The organism is Streptomyces sp. NBC_01775, assembly GCF_035917675.1.
GTDB lineage: Bacteria > Actinomycetota > Actinomycetes > Streptomycetales > Streptomycetaceae > Streptomyces.
Genome location: NZ_CP109104.1, coordinates 758942 through 774530, shown reverse-complemented (window position 1 = coordinate 774530; position 15589 = coordinate 758942). Strand labels below are relative to the sequence as shown.

Annotated in this window: 12 protein-coding genes and 1 pseudogene; 7 read left to right on the top strand and 6 right to left on the bottom strand. The window is 67.9% G+C overall.

Annotated elements, in window-relative coordinates; genetic code table 11:
* Positions 1–12 precede the first annotated feature (12 nt).
* Entirely contained in the window at positions 13–1320 is a 1308-nt protein-coding gene (gene eno, locus OHB04_RS03740; RefSeq protein WP_326686233.1) for a phosphopyruvate hydratase, read from the bottom strand.
* A gap of 163 nt (positions 1321–1483) precedes the next feature.
* Between eno and OHB04_RS03735 the strand changes: the two genes are divergently transcribed.
* Positions 1484–1909 (top strand): MarR family winged helix-turn-helix transcriptional regulator, encoded by a 426-nt coding sequence (locus OHB04_RS03735; RefSeq protein WP_326686232.1) that lies wholly within the window; start codon positions 1484–1486, stop codon positions 1907–1909.
* Positions 1910–2458: 549 nt separating this feature from the next.
* Here the strand turns inward: OHB04_RS03735 and OHB04_RS03730 are convergent.
* A complete protein-coding gene (locus OHB04_RS03730; RefSeq protein ID WP_326686231.1) occupies positions 2459–3856 on the bottom strand; it encodes an NAD(P)-binding protein in 1398 nt (465 codons plus the stop codon).
* Positions 3857–4496: 640 nt separating this feature from the next.
* Here OHB04_RS03730 and OHB04_RS03725 point away from each other — a divergent pair.
* Positions 4497–5957: an amino acid permease gene (locus OHB04_RS03725; RefSeq protein ID WP_326686230.1), complete on the top strand. Its 1461-nt coding sequence runs from the start codon at positions 4497–4499 to the stop codon at positions 5955–5957.
* A gap of 161 nt (positions 5958–6118) precedes the next feature.
* Here OHB04_RS03725 and OHB04_RS03720 read toward each other — a convergent pair whose 3' ends face one another.
* Positions 6119–6790 (bottom strand): GntR family transcriptional regulator, encoded by a 672-nt coding sequence (locus tag OHB04_RS03720; protein ID WP_326686229.1) that lies wholly within the window; start codon positions 6788–6790, stop codon positions 6119–6121.
* Positions 6791–7130: 340 nt separating this feature from the next.
* Between OHB04_RS03720 and OHB04_RS03715 the strand changes: the two genes are divergently transcribed.
* The 4 genes from OHB04_RS03715 to OHB04_RS03700 all read left to right on the top strand — a co-directional run bounded on the left by OHB04_RS03715 (position 7131) and on the right by OHB04_RS03700 (position 11619).
* Positions 7131–8696: an AbgT family transporter gene (locus OHB04_RS03715; protein WP_326686228.1), complete on the top strand. Its 1566-nt coding sequence runs from the start codon at positions 7131–7133 to the stop codon at positions 8694–8696.
* 151 nt (positions 8697–8847) lie between these two features.
* Positions 8848–9927 (top strand): NAD/NADP octopine/nopaline dehydrogenase family protein, encoded by a 1080-nt coding sequence (locus OHB04_RS03710; protein ID WP_326686227.1) that lies wholly within the window; start codon positions 8848–8850, stop codon positions 9925–9927.
* A gap of 780 nt (positions 9928–10707) precedes the next feature.
* Positions 10708–11244, top strand: coding sequence for a hypothetical protein (locus tag OHB04_RS03705; protein WP_326686226.1), 537 nt, complete (start codon positions 10708–10710; stop codon positions 11242–11244).
* Between the two features lie 132 nt (positions 11245–11376).
* The gene (locus OHB04_RS03700; protein ID WP_326686225.1) at positions 11377–11619 is read left to right on the top strand and encodes a hypothetical protein; all 243 of its coding nucleotides are present in this window, start codon (positions 11377–11379) and stop codon (positions 11617–11619) included.
* A gap of 152 nt (positions 11620–11771) precedes the next feature.
* On the opposite strand, the gene OHB04_RS03695 is transcribed toward OHB04_RS03700, so the two are convergent.
* Positions 11772–12368, bottom strand: coding sequence for a hypothetical protein (locus OHB04_RS03695; RefSeq protein WP_326686224.1), 597 nt, complete (start codon positions 12366–12368; stop codon positions 11772–11774).
* A 765-nt stretch (positions 12369–13133) separates the two neighbouring features.
* On the opposite strand from OHB04_RS03695, the gene OHB04_RS03690 reads away from it, so the two are divergent.
* Positions 13134–13739 carry a hypothetical protein gene (locus tag OHB04_RS03690; RefSeq protein WP_326686223.1) on the top strand — a complete coding sequence of 202 codons (606 nt, stop codon included), beginning with the start codon at positions 13134–13136 and terminating at the stop codon, positions 13737–13739.
* A 377-nt stretch (positions 13740–14116) separates the two neighbouring features.
* Here the strand turns inward: OHB04_RS03690 and OHB04_RS03685 are convergent, their stop codons facing one another.
* Both OHB04_RS03685 and OHB04_RS03680 read right to left on the bottom strand, forming a co-directional pair.
* Positions 14117–14572 carry a hypothetical protein gene (locus OHB04_RS03685; protein WP_326686221.1) on the bottom strand — a complete coding sequence of 152 codons (456 nt, stop codon included), beginning with the start codon at positions 14570–14572 and terminating at the stop codon, positions 14117–14119.
* 611 nt (positions 14573–15183) lie between these two features.
* Positions 15184–15563, bottom strand: a pseudogene (locus OHB04_RS03680) (transposase family protein); the annotation flags it as partial.
* Positions 15564–15589: the final 26 nt, after the last annotated feature.

The window sequence follows — 15589 nt, the reverse complement described above, 5'->3', positions numbered from 1 at the left end:
TCTGCCTGCTGTTCACGCCCGACGCAGTGCGGAGCGGCCCGCGAAGCGCGCCGAGTCGCCCAACTCCTCTTCGATCCGGATCAGTTGGTTGTACTTCGCGGTGCGGTCGGAGCGGGAGAGCGAGCCGGTCTTGATCTGACCGCAGCCGGTCGCCACCGCCAGATCCGCGATGGTGGTGTCCTCCGTCTCGCCCGAGCGGTGCGACATGACAGCCGTCCAGCCCGCCTGGTGGGCCGTGGCCACCGCGGACAGCGCCTCGGTCAGGGTCCCGATCTGATTGACCTTGACCAGAACCGAGTTGCCGACGCCGGTGCGGATGCCCTCGCGCAGCAGCGTCTCGTTGGTGCAGAAGACGTCGTCGCCGGTGAGCTGACAGCGGTCGCCGACGCGGGCGGTCAGCTCGCGCCAGCCCTCCAGGTCGTTCTCCGCCATCGGGTCCTCGATGGAGACGACCGGGTAGGCGTCGATGAGCTTGGCCAGGTAGTCGGCGTTCTCGGACGGGGTGCGGCGCACGCCCTCGCCCGCGTAGTCGTACACCCCGTCGCGGAAGAACTCCGACGACGCCGGGTCCATGATCAGGCCGATGTCCGTGCCGGGGCGGTAGCCGGTGCGCTCGATGGCGGCTATCACGAAGTCGAGCGCCTCCTCAGCGGTACGCAGCGCGGGCGCGAAGCCACCCTCGTCGCCGACGCCCGTGGAGTGCCCGGCGGCCAGCAGATCGCGGCGCAGGGTGTGGAAGACCTCGCTGCCCATGCGGACGGCTTCGGCGAAAGTGTCCGCGCCCAAGGGCGCGATCATGAACTCCTGGAAATCCAGCGGATTGTCGGCGTGGGCACCGCCGTTGACGATGTTCATCATCGGCAGCGGCAGGAGGCGGGCGTCGGCGCCGCCGAGGTAGCGGTAGAGGGGCTGGCGGTGGGCCGCCGCGGCGGCCTTGGCGGCGGCGAGGGAGACGCCGAGGATCGCGTTGGCGCCGAGTCGAGACTTCGTGGCGCTGCCGTCGAGGGCGACCAGCGCGGCGTCGAGACCTGCCTGGTCCGCCGCGTCCCGGCCGCGCACGGACGCCGCGATCTCCCCGTTGACATGGGCCACCGCGCGGTCGACGCCCTTGCCGTGCCAGCGCGCGGAGTCTCCGTCGCGCAGTTCCACGGCCTCCCGGGCACCGGTGGAGGCGCCGGAGGGGACAGCCGCGCGCCCCAGGGACCCGTCCGTCAGGGCGACGTCGACCTCGACCGTGGGGTTGCCCCGGCTGTCGATGATCCGGCGGGCGGTGACGGTCTCGATGGCGGCGTTGACGGTTTCGACTGCCTTTGCGGACATGGGAGTTCCTTCCCGTTGTCGTGTGCCGTGGCCCCGGCTGCGACACCGTTGGCGCTGAGCCCGACAACGTCAAACCATACAGCCAAGCTGATCAGTTTTGCTGTACAGCATTGCTGTGCAGGCCAGGTGCACAGCATTGCTGACCAACGGGGTAAAATGCCCTATGCCCACCTCGGAAGCCGCCGCCATCGCCGCCGAACTGCGCACCGCGATGGGCAAGCTCACCCGACGCGTCAAACACGAGGACCGCATCCCGCTGGGCCAGGTCGCGGTGCTCGGTGCACTCGACCGCGACGGCGCCATGACCACCAGCGACCTCGCCGCCGATCAGCGCGTACGCCCCCAGTCGATGACCCGCGCGGTGGGGCTGCTCATGGAACAGAACCTGATCACGCGCCGGGCACACCCCACGGACGGCCGCAAGTCGCTGGTCGAGCTGTCGGACGCGGGCCGCGCCGCGCTCGAAGCGGAGCGCGGTCGCAGGGCCGGTTGGCTCGCGCAGGCCATCGAGGCCGAACTCACGGATGAGGAACGGGCGTTGCTGGCACGGAGCGCCGCCCTGCTGGAGCGGCTCGCCACACGCTGGTGACCCGACAGGCCACGTTCGCCCTGCCGCGACGCCCGGCCCGCGCCCCCAAGCTCTCGGCTTCGCTCGCGCGGGGAGGTACCCCCTTCGAGCACGCACCGCGGTGACACAGCAGACCGCGGCCGTCTGCCTGGCCGGACTCCACCTCCGCACTCGGGGCCGCCTGGTGGACAGTCCCCTCCCTGGTCTCGGTAAGAGATTCACGCGCGTCGGTTCTCATCACCGGTCAGGACAGGAAAGAGGGATTTCCGTCCCGCCCGGGTTTCCGGACAATCGCGCACCGCCACGCGCTCTGTAGCTCTTACCTCGGCCCTCTTGCGCTTCGTGGTGCGGGAACGGACGTGCCACGTCGCCGCCCAGCGAGGAAGCCCGGCTGGAGCAGCACCTCGACCGCAGCCGGGAGGAGGACCTGGCCGCGATCCGGGCCGGCATCGACGTGGGCAAGACCCACCACCACCGCGTCGTGATCGACGAGGCGGCCGTCGGCCGCTGTCCCGACGCGTCGCCAGGTGGTTCAGGGGCGGACCGGGACCGCGCAACCGGGCCCCGGCCTTACGGGTGGTCGCACCGTTCGGCGTGTGGCCAGGTGATGAATTCCCCGTCCGGCAGCTCCACCAGGAGGCGTTTATCGTGGGCCAGTACGCCCTGTGGCCGCATGCCGGTGAGCCCGGCGGTGGTGTACGCCGAGGTGAGGCTGCCGAGGTCGTGGACCTGGCCGATCCGGAACAGCGAGCGGGTCTCCTCGATGGCCTCGTGGTCCCCGGCGCGCATGACCACGTGTAGCTCGGGGGCAACCGCCCGGGCCGTCACGCTCACCGCGATATTGTCCAGATCGTCGGAAGCCACGGCGGCCAGGGCCTGGGCCTTGCCGAGGCCGAGTTCGCGGAGCACGAACCTGTCCTTGGCGTCCGCCACGACAACGGGCACGCCAAGTGCCTTGGCAAGGCGCAGATTCGGGGCAGCCGGATTCCGTTCGACGGCGACGACTCCGACGCCCAGTTCCTGGAGCCGGGTGCACAGCCGCAGTCCCACCTGCCCGAGCCCCACGACCACCACGTGACCGGCCCGGGGCTGGGCCCGCGGGCCGACGATGCCGACCGAGCGCGGCGCCAGCAGGCGGTCGACCATGCCCGCGGTGAAAACGGCGGTGAAGACGAGGGTGATGAGCATCGCGACGATCGCGAACACGGGATAGGCGAGGCCCTCTCCGTGTGCGGAGACCGGGCCCACCGTGGCGACCGTGCGCGTCGCATCGAACAGGGCTTCCACCGGCGGGCGGTGATGGAAGGTCACCAGCAAGGTCCAGTCCGACAACAGCACGGCGAACAGGCCTGCGATGCCCGTGAGCATGATCCGTGAACTGCCGTCATGCGGACGGAACTGGCCGCGGATCTTGCCGATCCGTGCCTGGTACGTCAGTGAGCGCGGCGTCCGGTACGGCTCCCGGCGGACGCTGCCGTCGTCCCCGTTCCAGGAGATGCCGGCGTGACCGCCGCTGGTGTGTGTGAGGGCGAGGAGGCCGGGCTGGAGGCAGGCGGCGAGGAGCACCGGGGCGGCGACGTCGGCGGGCGAGGTGACGCGACAGTTGGGCACGTAGCGGACGAGCTGCTCCCCGACCGTACGGTCGAAGATCGATACCACCAGCCGCAGGCTGGGGCGGATGTGCTCCACGGCCAGCGCGTAGCGCAGCGACTCGGCGTCGTCGTCGAGGAGCACCGCGGCGCCTGCCACATCGTCGTGCAGCGCGCCGCGCAACTCCTCGTCCGTGGGCTGGGCCAGGTGCTTCACCAGGTGCCCCGTCGCCTGTAGGGAGCCGCAGACCCTGCGGGCCATGTCGCCGCCGATCACGACGAAGTGCCGCGAAGGGCCGGTGGGCGATGTGTCGGTGAGTGACGAGGCCGTGCTCGATATATCCGTAGGGAAATTCTCGGAAGAGTCGGGTGCAGACATCAGCTCAGCAGAGGGTACGGAAAGAAGGCGGGGAATTTATCCGGGGACGACGGAATGGCGTCGCGTAGCTCGTGAATTCCTCGCGCGCGTCCGGCGTTCCAGGGAAACCCGCGCGCTGGATCCAGCAGATGTGCAGGGTTACCGGGTGAATGCCAGGTGTCTACGGAAAAGAGGAATCCAGGACATTCCGTGGCGCCGGATGCTCCGGAAATCCGGGAGGGCGGGGGAGTGCAAGACAGGGAGGCGGGGCTGCGGGGCCCATCGGATGAAGCGGTGTGTCCGATGGGTGATGTCGTGCCGTACGCCCGCTGTGCGAGCGGTGGAGGTTGTCCTGCGCGTCGCACGTTCCCCAGAAGATAGGGGCAGGTCACGCCCGGCGCCATGAGCAAGTGTCACACCGTCGGCGCCGAGGTTTCCTACAGATGTACAACGCCAACCGCGAGTTCAGCGGGAGTTTCCCGAATTCGTTCACACCTCTTTTCTTGCCGTGTTGGATGTGCTTACGATCCCGGTCGCCGAGCGGCTGTATCAGCAGGAAAGGCGAATGCCGCGACCGGCCTGCCGCGGCGCCCACGGGAGTGCGCGGTCCTCACAGTGCGTATTGATCAGGGGTGCTGTTCCGTGCCCTGAACTCCGTCGAATGTCGAAGGAATCCATGAACGCGCAGCCGACGACCACCAAGGCAGAGACCTCTGCCTCCGACCCGGGCCCGCAGACGGGCCAGGGCGGATTGCAGGCCGGTCTCAAGAACCGTCACCTGTCCATGATCGCCATCGCCGGTGTCATCGGCGCCGGCCTGTTCGTCGGATCCGGTTCCGGCATCGCCGCCGCGGGACCCGGCATCCTCCTCTCCTACGCCCTGGTCGGCATGCTGGTCGTCTTCGTCATGCGGATGCTGGGCGAAATGGCCGCGGCCGACCCGGCCTCCGGCTCCTTCTCCGCCTACGCAGACCGGGCGTTGGGGCGTTGGGCGGGCTTCTCCATCGGCTGGCTCTACTGGTTCTTCTGGGTCGTGGTGCTCGCGGTCGAGGCCACCGCGGGCGCCTCCATCCTGGCGGGCTGGATACCGGCCGTACCGCAGTGGGCCTGGGCGCTGATCGTGATGGTGGTGCTCACCGGCACCAATCTGATCTCGGTGGGCTCCTTCGGCGAGTTCGAATTCTGGTTCGCGGGGATCAAGGTCGTCGCGATCGCGGCGTTCATCGTGCTCGGCGGTCTCGCCGTGTTCGGGCTGCTGCCCGGGGACGCGGACTCGGCGTCCGTCGGCAACCTCACCTCGCACGGCGGGTTTCTGCCGCACGGGCCGGGCGGCATCCTCACAGGTGTGCTGCTCGTCGTCTTCTCGTTCATGGGCAGCGAGATCGTCACCCTCGCGGCGGGCGAGTCCCCCAACCCACGGCGCGCGGTCACCAAGGCCACCAACAGCGTCATCTGGCGGGTGGCCGTGTTCTACCTCGGCTCCATCTTCGTCGTGCTCTGCCTGGTGCCCTGGAACTCCGATGCGCTGATCAAGAAGGGGAGTTACGTGGCGGCACTGGACGCCGTCGGGATCCCGCACGCCGGGCAGATCATGAACGTCATCGTGCTGACCGCCGTGCTCTCCTGCCTCAACTCCGGCCTCTACACCGCCTCCCGCATGGCGTTCTCGCTCGGGCAGCGCGGCGACGCGCCGCGTGCCTTCGCCCGTACGAACCACCGAGGCGTACCGCAGGCGGCAATTCTCATGTCCGTGCTGTTCGGCTTCGTCGCCGTCTTCTTCAATTACAAGTGGCCCGAGACGGTCTTCGCCTTCCTGGTGAACTCCTCGGGCGCCGTCGCGCTGTTCGTCTGGCTCGTCATCTGCTTCACGCAGCTGCGGATGCGGGGGATCGTGCTGCGGGAGGCACCGGACAAGCTCGTCGTCCGTATGTGGCTGTTCCCGTATCTGACGTGGGCGACGATCGGGATGATCTCGTTCGTGCTGGTGTACATGCTCACCGACCCGGATGCCCGCGAGCAGTTGGTGCTGTCGCTGTTGGTCGCCGCGCTCGTGGTCGGGATCTCGCTCGTGCGCGACCGGATCGCCAAGGGCAGGAACGAGGACGCCCCGACTCGTCCTTGACGGCGCCGCCCCGCTCGTTCCGTAGTGCCGTGACGGCCCCGCTTCGGTGGGGCCGTCAGCGTGGGTGGCGGGCGGGGAGTTCCTCGACCTCCTCGCGGCGGGCGGGGAGGCCCGGACCCACCCCGATCACCTCGCGATCACCCGGAAGAAGGGCGGGAGCCTCACACAGGCTTCTCCGCGCCGCTCGTCCCGCTCCCTCCGGACAGCAGGGTGTCCAGCATGTACTTGCGCGAGCGTTCGATGCCTTCGAGGACGACCTGTCTGATCTCTTCCTCCGAGCCCTTCCTGATGGTCTCGACCAACCGTCCATGGTTGACGCTTGTGTAGGGAGGCCGGCCGAGTTCCCCCCGGAGGTTGAGGAAGCGTTCGATCTCTTCGTGCAGCGTGTTGATCATTGGAATCATCAGCGACACGCGCGCGACCTCGGCGATCGCCACGTGCAGCAGCCGGTTCGCTTCGTTCAAGTCGGGACGTGAGGCGTTCGCCGCTACGGTCGCGGCGCTGAGGGCGCCCAGGCGGTCCAAGTCTTCGGCGCCGGCTCGCTGGGAGGCGAGCACGGCCGCTTCCGGCTCAAGGAGCCGTCGCAGGCGGTAGGTGTCCTGGAGGTCGCCGAGGTCCGTCGGCTTGACGAATGTGCCGCGCCGGGGGACGACTACGACAAGGCCCTCCCTGCGCAGCGCGTTGATGGCTTCGCGCACCGGGGTCTTGCTCATCCCGTACCGCTCCGCGAGCCACGCTTCGACGATGACGTCGCCGGGGCGGAGGTGGCACCGGATGATGTCGCGCTTGAGGGATGCGTACGCCTGCTCCGCCATCGACGGTCCCGAACTCAAACCACAGCTCCTCTTCAAGCACTGTGTGGTGGCCCTCGTCTTCCGGCGTCCACCTGCGCGAAGACCTGTTGACATCTACCTTCCGCAGCGTATCATCCCTGTGAAATATCACAGGGATTGCACGGGCTGGCTCGTCCTGAACAGAAGCGGATCTCTCTCGCAAGCATCTGCTGAGCCGGACGCGTACCGGCCTGGCCATCGCGGCGCCGGGCGTCCTCGCGGTCGGCCTTGCGTAACAGCCGGAGCAGCACACATCGCCCTATGAGCCGCGTTCACCGTCGACCCGATAAGGCCCCAGATGACGCAACTTCGAAGCAGCGGTCCGAGAGCGGACGGCTCCATGAACCGGTTGTTCCGGGCGCTCAGCGCCCTGGAACGGGCAGGGAACAAGCTTCCCCATCCGTTCTGGCTGTTTTGGATCTTCGTGGCACTGCTCGCTGTGGTCAGTGCCGTGCTGGCCGGGGCGGGCATGTCTGTCACCCTGCCGTCGACGGGTGACTCCGTCGCGGTCAAGAGCCTGCTCTCTCTTCAGGGAGCCAAGTTCGCCGCGGAGTCGGCCCTGGACAACTTCGCCGGGTTCGCACCGCTGTCGGTCGTGGTGGTGGTTCTTCTCGGCGTCAGCGTCACCGAGAAGAGCGGCCTTCTCACCGCGCTTCTTCGCGTCACGATCGGCCGTCTGCCCGTTCGGTGGCTGACCTTCTCCATCGCGTTCAGCTCCATGATCGCGCACATCATGAGCGACTCGGCCTACATCGTGATGATTCCGCTGGGGGCGCTGGCCTTCCGGACCGTGGGCCGCAGCCCGGTGCTCGGTCTGATGGTCGCGTACGCCTCGACAGCCATCGGCTTCAACGCCAGCCCGCTGGTGACACCGGCCGACGCGGTCAGGTCGTCCCTGGCGGCCGAGGCCGCACACACCGTCGATCCGGACTACGTCATCACTCCGGTGGCCACGTACTTCTTCACCGCGGCCTCATCGGTGTTCCTCGCCGCCGTCATCGCCCTCACGGTCGACCGCGTCCTGGCCCGACGGCCCGAGTTCGTGCCGACGCCCGAGGACGTTGAGGCTGCTGACAGGCTCTTCAACACCGCCACCCAAGGCGAGGCACCACAGCGCGGCAGGCAAGCCGCCGAGGCCCCCTCCGAATTCACGTTGAGCGCCGTCGAGAAACGCGCCATGAGACTGTCCGGCGCGGTGCTCGTGCTCTATGGCCTGGCAGTGGCCGCGCTCCTGCTGCCAGGATCCCCGTTCCGCGGCGAGGGCGGCAGCATCGTCCAGTCCGTGGTCGTGGTGAACATCGCCGTGTTCATCTCGCTGCTGTTCGCGGTCCTCGGGATCGTCTACGGCAGGCAGGTGGGCACGATCCCCTCGCTGTCGTCCGTCCCCTCCGCCATGGCCGACGGGGTGAAGTCCTTCGTTCCCGTGATCGTGCTGTTCTTCGTGGTCTCGCAGTTCCTCGCCTACTTCACCTGGACCGGCATCAGCAATGTGATCACCGTCGAGGGTGCCCGGCTCCTGAAGTCCCTGGACGCGCCCCACCTCATCATCCTGCTGGTGATCATCCTGGCCATCAGCGGACTGAACATCATCATCACCAGCGGTTCGGCGATGTGGTCCATCCTCGCCCCCGTCTTGATCCCCCTGGCGATGTACATCGGGCTCTCCCCCCAGGCGACGATGGTCTCCTTCATGATCGGGGACTCGGTCACCAACACCACGCCCATGAACGCCTACTTCGTCCTGGCCCTGGGATTCCTCCAGCAGTTCCGGAAGGACGCGGGCATCGGAACCATGCTGTCCTTCACGGTTCCCGTGGCTCTCGCCGTACTCGTCTCGTGGTCGTCCTTCTTCGCCCTCTGGTACGCCCTGGGAATCCCGCTCGGCCCAGGGGTGCCCGTCAGATGACCTCCGCCGCCCGTCCCGGCGGTATCCCGCCGGCAACTGGCGCCCGATGACCGAAAGGAAGCCGCGAACGGCTGCCACGACATCACGACTTCGGCACCTCGGAACGACCGAGCCCACTCCCGCACCACTTCAGAACGGAAAGTCACGCACTATGGGCAGCATCGCCATCATCGGCGCAGGCAACGTCGGCCAGGCAATCGCCGGTCACATGTCCGTCAAGGGACACGACGTACGGATCTTCGACAGGTGGGGCCGCGATCTCGAACCGATCAAGGCCAACAACGGCATCGACATGACCGGCGACGTGGAGGGCCACGGCACACCCTCGGTGCTGACGACCGACCTTGAGCAGGCCGTCAGCGGCGCCGAGGTGGTCATCATCGCCGCGCCCGCCTTCGCACACGCCTACCTGTCCAAGGAACTCGCGTTCGTCCTCGATCCGGACCAGCTCGTCCTGTTCCAGCCGGGCGTGCTCGGCAGCGGCGTCGAGCTCGCGCGCATGTTCGCGCTCGCCGACCGGCAGCCCTGCCTCATCGCGGAGACGCCGACCAGTCTGTACACGTGCCGGCTGCGCCGCCCCGCGAACGTCTACATCGGGGCGATCAAGCACGCCGTCCCGCTGGCCGCCGTACCCAGTGCGGACACGCCCCGGGCCCTCGACATCCTGCGGGCGTACTTCGGCGACCGGTACGTCCCGGGCGAGGACGCGCTGACCGTCGGACTCAACAACTGCAACCCCATTTACCATGTTCCGCCGGCGCTGCTGAACTTCAAGACGGTCGAAGACGCCGACTGCCACCCGCTGCACAGCCTGGTGACACCGCGTATCGCCGAGGTCATCGACGCCCTGGACCGCGAACGCCTTGCCCTGGCGGACGTCCTCGGAGTGAAGGCGGCCAGCTTCTGGGACTTCCTCAACACCGCCTACGGGGTGACCGAGGGCAGCTTCGTCGAGCGCATCGTGCAGGGCTACGGCCGTCAGGGATTCCCCGAACCCGACTCGGTCAAGCACCGGTACTTCACCGAAGACATCTCCTTCGGACTGGTCATCTGGAGTTCGCTGGCCGCGCAGGTCGGCCTCTCCCTGCCCCTGACCGACTCGTTCGTCGCCCTGAGCGGGCCCCTCTGCGGACAAGACTTCGTGGCCGGTGGCCGCACGGCGCAGACGCTGGGCCTGCTCGGCTCCGACGTCGACGGCATCCGCGCCGCGTTCATCGACGGCGCGGTGTAGACGTGCGCCACAAGCCGTAATCCGACGCGCGTCGGAGTCGCCCGCCAGGCAAGGCACACGCTGCCCCGGAAGGCGCGATGCCAGCTGGGGCAGCGTGCGCCTTGCACGGCGGGCCGCAGGTCCGCTTCGCAGGCCGAGTGGCTGCTCGGGCGGTAGGACTGTGCCTTGGTCCGGGAGTGGTGCGGTCGGCCGTGAGGGTAGCGCGGACACATGTTCAATGATCACTGAGTGTCGCAACTCCGGGTGGTCTACTGCCGGGCAAAGACGCCGGAGCGAGTACTCCCGGCCCAGCTCCGCCGGGGTGTCCTCGTCCGCCAAGAGCGCCGGCGGTCTGCCAGGAGCGCCGGCGCTACCGCACGCCGGTATGTGGCCGGCGGGGGAAATGCCCCGCGCGCCGGACCGGCCGCGGCCAACCCCTGGCCCCGGGAGAGGCCCGTGATCCGCGCAGGCCGCCGTCACCTGGCCGTCAACACGGCCCAGTTCGCCGAGCGCCAGGGTGTCAGCCCGGCCGGCGCGGTGCGTTGAGGGCCGCCGCCTCCCGGCCGCGGGTGCTCGCACTCCGCGGCTACGTCGGCCAGATCGTCCGCGGGCTGACCGAGGCCGGCCTGGAGCCGTAACGTGACCGCCCCGCCGGCATCCTGCGAGTAGGCACCCTGGGCGCGTCCTGGTACCACCCACCACTCCGTCGCCGTAAAGGTGATACACCACCGGCCCGTCGCATTGGCCGTCTACTGTACGGATACGCCGCGCAGCCCATCGCGGCCTCCGAGGAGGAATCCTGTGTCATCGCCCTACGGTCCCGAGCACGCTCCCGCCGGCGATGTGGGCGCAGCGCTCATGATGATCGACTCTCGGCTCAAAGGCATCCACGACGGCAAGACCGAGACCGACCCCGAACAACAGGCGCTGATCGACCAGTTCGCCGCGTCACTGGGCCCCAAGGGAGTCAATGACGTGCTGGACGGCGCGTGTTCGCTCATCTTCATGTTCATGACGTGGCTGCGGAAGGCCCACGAGGACCACGACAAGGACGTCATCGAGTACGTGGTGCCCAACCTCGTGGCCACGATGCGCATGATGCCCAAGAGCGTCCGCCCCGAGGCCGTCCCCACCATGGCCGGCCTGGTCGTCGCCGCGGGTACCGGCCTGAGCCCCAACCTGTGGCGCAAGCAGTACGGAGACTGGACCGAGGCGGAGATGACTCCCCTGGAAGTCACCGCCTTCCTGCTCGCGGATCACATCAACCGCATCACCGAAAACCCCGACTTCGCCACCCGCCTGATCACAGAGGCTCTGTCCAGTTCGGACGACGACTGACGTGCCGCATCCTCGGGCGGCCTTCTCCCACTATGGGTCGGCGCCCACCCCGCGAGCATCGAACGCAACCGCCTGAAGGCTAAAACTCAAGCTCAGCTTGAGTTTTAGCCTCTGACTACGTGTTGAGAGTTATTGCGCGGCACGAAGCGCGCGCGGCGCCTCCACGGCAGCGGGCGCCAGCCGGGCGACCCGGACAAGGCCGCGGCTGCGGTGCTGCGCATCGTGGCGGCGGACCAGCCGCCGACGCGCCTGCTGCTCGGCCCCGACGCGCTTCGGCTCGTCCAGGCCGGACTCGACGCCTTCGAGCGCGACATGCTGGCATGGTCCGAGCTGTCGGCCTCCACCGACTTCGACGACGTCGGCCGGTCCGCCTGACGTCACCCGCTGTCGGGCCCCCAGCGCGGGGCCCCGACGGCGGCTGTCATCACCAAGCCGGCCCGCTCTTGGTCCACCACAGCCGGACCTGCTCGTAGCCGTTCACGCCACCCAGCGCCTCCTGATAACCGGGTGGAGGTTAAAACTCAAGCTCACTTGTGGTCCACGACCCACTTCTTCTGGCACTTCAGGCCGCCCTCCTGGGGGGCGACGCACATCTTCACGGCGTGGCTGAGGTTCTTGCCGGGGATCTGGAGCTGCACCGCCGGGCTTGTCACGTAGTCCTTGATGTTGGCCTCGAACCAGTCTGCGGTGCGGGAGCATCCCACGTGGCCGCCTTTGATCTCCTTGAAGTACTGGGGCTCGTTCTCCATCTCGTACTTCTTCTTGCTGCGCAGGACGTACACCGTGTCGCCTGTGGCGATGTCCTTGGCGTAGCCGATCGCCTGCTGGTCATCGAGCGCCTCGGTTTGCAGCTCTGCGGTCCGGCCCTTGTAGTGGACCGCCTTGTAAGTCTTCAGGAAGAGGCCGTCGGCATCCTGGCACCGTGCGGCCTTGCTCGACGCGGATCCCGCGGATACCGGCCCGGCGCCGCCCGGGGAGTCGGCGCCTTCGTCCTCGGGGGCGAAACTGCCGCTACCCGGGGCACCGTCGTTGTTTCCCGCGAGGGCGGTGCCGGTGCCGAGCGCGATCATCGACATCGCGGCCACGGCGAGCGAAGCCGCCCGCACGGCTCGTGTCTTGCTCATGACTCCTCCTGCTGTCTCGTATCGGACTGTCACTCAGGACCAGGGTGCATACGCGAACGGGATGCCGCGCCGTGTTTCGGACCAGGCCGAATCAGCGCGCAGCTCCCCGGCACCGGCGGAGAAGGAAGCGGAAGCGGCGGGTGGGGCCCACGTCGTCCGGGCCGGCGGCCGGGGGAATGGCCGCCAGCCCGGACGAGCGGAGCCCAGCTCGTCACCGAGGCCGGTGAGTGCCCCGGCGAGGTCTTGGTCTTCACACAGGGCGGCTACCTGTCGTGGCTGGAAGTCCGTTCATGGCGCGACGACATCGAGGTGACACCGGCCGCCGCGCGTCACTGGCCGCAGCCACGCTCTTGATCCCGGACCGCCGGCGTCCAGCGGCTTCCGGCCTGCACGACACCACGATCCGACCGACATCACGAGTGCGAGTCAGCAGCTCGGATCGGGTGGCCCGCAAGAAGGCCCGAACCCGGTTACTGGAACGGCTCATCGGCATGTCGGCCTGGGGCAAGGAGCCCGGCGCCTGTCCGCGTCCCCGGGCGGTCGTGTGTACGGGTACCGCTGTCGTGCCCGCCGGGAGGCCCGTACGGGCACGACGTGATTTGCCGTCGCGCCGCAGTATGGTGACGCGGTCGGGCGGTTTCTCGGCTTCGATGGCCCGAGTAACAGGTCAGAGGTCGAACCTGTGCTGTCTGGTGAGGCCAAACGCTGAGCTCGTGCTCCGTGAGGATGACGGGGCGCCGTCGTCGGTGTCGGAACCGGACGGCGGTGGACGGCGTCGTCACCTCGGAAGCCGACCGGGCAGGTAAAGGTGCTATGCGCAGGAGAAGTGTTCTGGTGGCGGGGGTGCTGTCGCTCACGCTGATGGCGGCGTGGGTGCGGTGTGTCGAGTGGCCCGTCAACAAGGCCCCGACAGCGACGGGTGAGTCGTCACACTTCGGGGACAAACCGGTTCAGCTGGAGGACGGGCGCCGGGTGTTGGTCAAGTTCACGAAAAAGGGCCTGGTCGAGCGGCACCAGGATGCCAAAGGGCGACCCTGGTCACGACCAAGGGTGCTCTATCCCAAAGGGGGAGACCCCGAATGCGGGGTCAGCCTCAGCACGTACCGGAACACCGTCACTGTGATCGCAGACTATTTCGGACCCGCATGTTACGCCGATTCCGAGGCCCAGGTAGTGATCGTCGCGGTCAGCGACGGCGACCTCGACGAATGGGACAAGCACCTCAGTGCGGGATGGCTTCATTGGGGAAAACCGCGATTCTCGTGGAGCGGGTTGCGAGTGGTCTTCCGGGACGGGGGCGAGGAACTCAGCTGGCGGCAGACCGTCGGCTTCACCGGCTCGACCGAAGGCCCGCCCGCCGAGGACAGGTGAGGACAGCGGTATGTCCTCGTCGATGAACTCGGCCGTCCCCGCCCTCCCGACAAGCCGCGCCGCGCGGTGTACACGTTGATGGAGGAGGCCGGAGTGCGCAGGTGCGTGGCACGGAGCTGACGTGGACGGCGAACAACGGGGCGCCGGACACGATCGTGAGCGCGTGGGTTGGTCACACTGATCTGTCGTTCACGAAGCGGACCTGCGTCTACGCGGGCCCGCAATGCCTTCGGGCCCGCAATGCCTTCGGGCCCGCGGGCGCGGTGTACCGCACGGCGGCGATGGCGGCTTCGTAGCCGCATACGGCAGGGCACCGCGAGCCGAGTGGCTCGCAGTGCCCCGTGCGGTTGCTGCACGCCCCCGTACACGCGCCGCGTTCAGCAGGTGGAGCTGCGGACCTTCGCGAAGGCGTCGTTGGCGACCTTGACGTAGATGGTCTTCTTGTTCTTGCGGTTGTACGTGATCGAGTAGTCCTTGCCGTAAGAGATCTCGAAGTCGACCTTGAAGCAGCGTCCCTTCTTCACCTGGAAGACGTCCCAGTCCTTGGTGCCCTTGGTCCGCTCGCCGGCCTTGAGGTAGTTCCACTTCTGGTTTCCGCAGGTCGGTTTCTTGGTGGTGGTGTCGCCGGTGCCGGTGTGGTCAATGCACCAGTTCTTCAGTGCGTAGAAGCCCTTGCCACTGTCGTTCCAGGTCTGGGAGCACCAACCCGGGTCGCACGAACCGCCCGCGCTCGCGCTGGGCGCCGGGCCCGCCAGGGTGGCGGCGGTCGCGATCGCCACCACGGCGGCTGCGGACCTGACGTGCTTGAGTGCAGATTTTCCAGGCATTGCCATGCCTTTCCCCCTTGTACGGTCGATCAGCTGGTTCAGACCGACCTGTCCAACGTTAGGGGCGCCCGCGCGGACAGCACCAGGTGTTTCGGGTGAGGCCGAATTCAGTCGGCTGCCTGGCTTTGTGCACGTTGCAGCAGGTTCACGACCACGCTCGCCGGGCGGACCGTGACGGTCTTCAACACGCACTTGAACAGTTCTAAAGGCGCCACAACTCGGCTCAAGCAATAAGGGACCTGATCGATGCGGCGCGTCCCTACCAGCACACACTGCTGGGCGGTGACTTCAATACCGAGCCCTGGGACAACAGTCAGATGAAGCCGGTGTGGGAACAGCGTCCGGCCTACCGGGACGCTGATTTTTACTGCGGTAAGACGTACCACCGGTGGTGCAACGGCACCCAAGAGGGGGTGAGGGCGCGGGCAAGAAGTTCGAATACCTGCTGCACCGGGGCATCAACTCGCGGGCCTGCTATCTGCGTAACACCCGCAATGAGGATCATCGTGTCGTGGTCGGTGATGTGACCGCATCGGCATCCTCGACGGACACCTGCCGGTTTGTGTAATAGCCCCGGAGCCGGTCGGATGGCGTCCCACGTGAGGGAGTGAGCTCTTTCAGTGATGCCGCTCCAGAGTGAGGACCCCTCGGGCGATTGATGTCATTCGATTCGGACTGCACCGTGCCTTGCGGAAGATCTGCCATCTGTTGAGTCGGGCCGGGCCACGCTCGACGGCTGCCCTGGCCTGGGACAGCGCCCGGTTGACGGTCCGCCGCGTCGGGGACAGCTCGCCCTTGGGCGGACGTCGTCGTGGCGTGGTCACCTACGACCCCGCACCGATGCCGACCCCGCATCGATGTAGGCGCAGTCGGCCAGGAGGGCCACGCCCTGGCGTTCGCAGACCCGGAGGATGTGGGGAGTGCGGGCCGCGGTCAGGTCGTGCGTGCCGGCGTCGAACGAGCCCGCGACGGCCTCGATGACGCCGATGTCCTCGCCGCGGGCCAGGCGTCCCCCTGGGCCTG

Bases quoted from the DNA above. Each gene is read 5' to 3' on its own strand.
- eno (WP_326686233.1), bottom strand. From the start codon at position 1,320: ATGTCCGCAAAGGCAGTCGAAACCGTCAACGCCGCCATCGAGACCGTC.
- OHB04_RS03735 (WP_326686232.1), top strand. From the start codon at position 1,484: ATGCCCACCTCGGAAGCCGCCGCCATCGCCGCCGAACTGCGCACCGCG.
- OHB04_RS03730 (WP_326686231.1), bottom strand. From the start codon at position 3,856: ATGTCTGCACCCGACTCTTCCGAGAATTTCCCTACGGATATATCGAGC.
- OHB04_RS03725 (WP_326686230.1), top strand. From the start codon at position 4,497: ATGTCGAAGGAATCCATGAACGCGCAGCCGACGACCACCAAGGCAGAG.
- OHB04_RS03715 (WP_326686228.1), top strand. From the start codon at position 7,131: ATGAACCGGTTGTTCCGGGCGCTCAGCGCCCTGGAACGGGCAGGGAAC.
- OHB04_RS03710 (WP_326686227.1), top strand. From the start codon at position 8,848: ATGGGCAGCATCGCCATCATCGGCGCAGGCAACGTCGGCCAGGCAATC.
- OHB04_RS03695 (WP_326686224.1), bottom strand. From the start codon at position 12,368: ATGAGCAAGACACGAGCCGTGCGGGCGGCTTCGCTCGCCGTGGCCGCG.
- OHB04_RS03685 (WP_326686221.1), bottom strand. From the start codon at position 14,572: ATGGCAATGCCTGGAAAATCTGCACTCAAGCACGTCAGGTCCGCAGCC.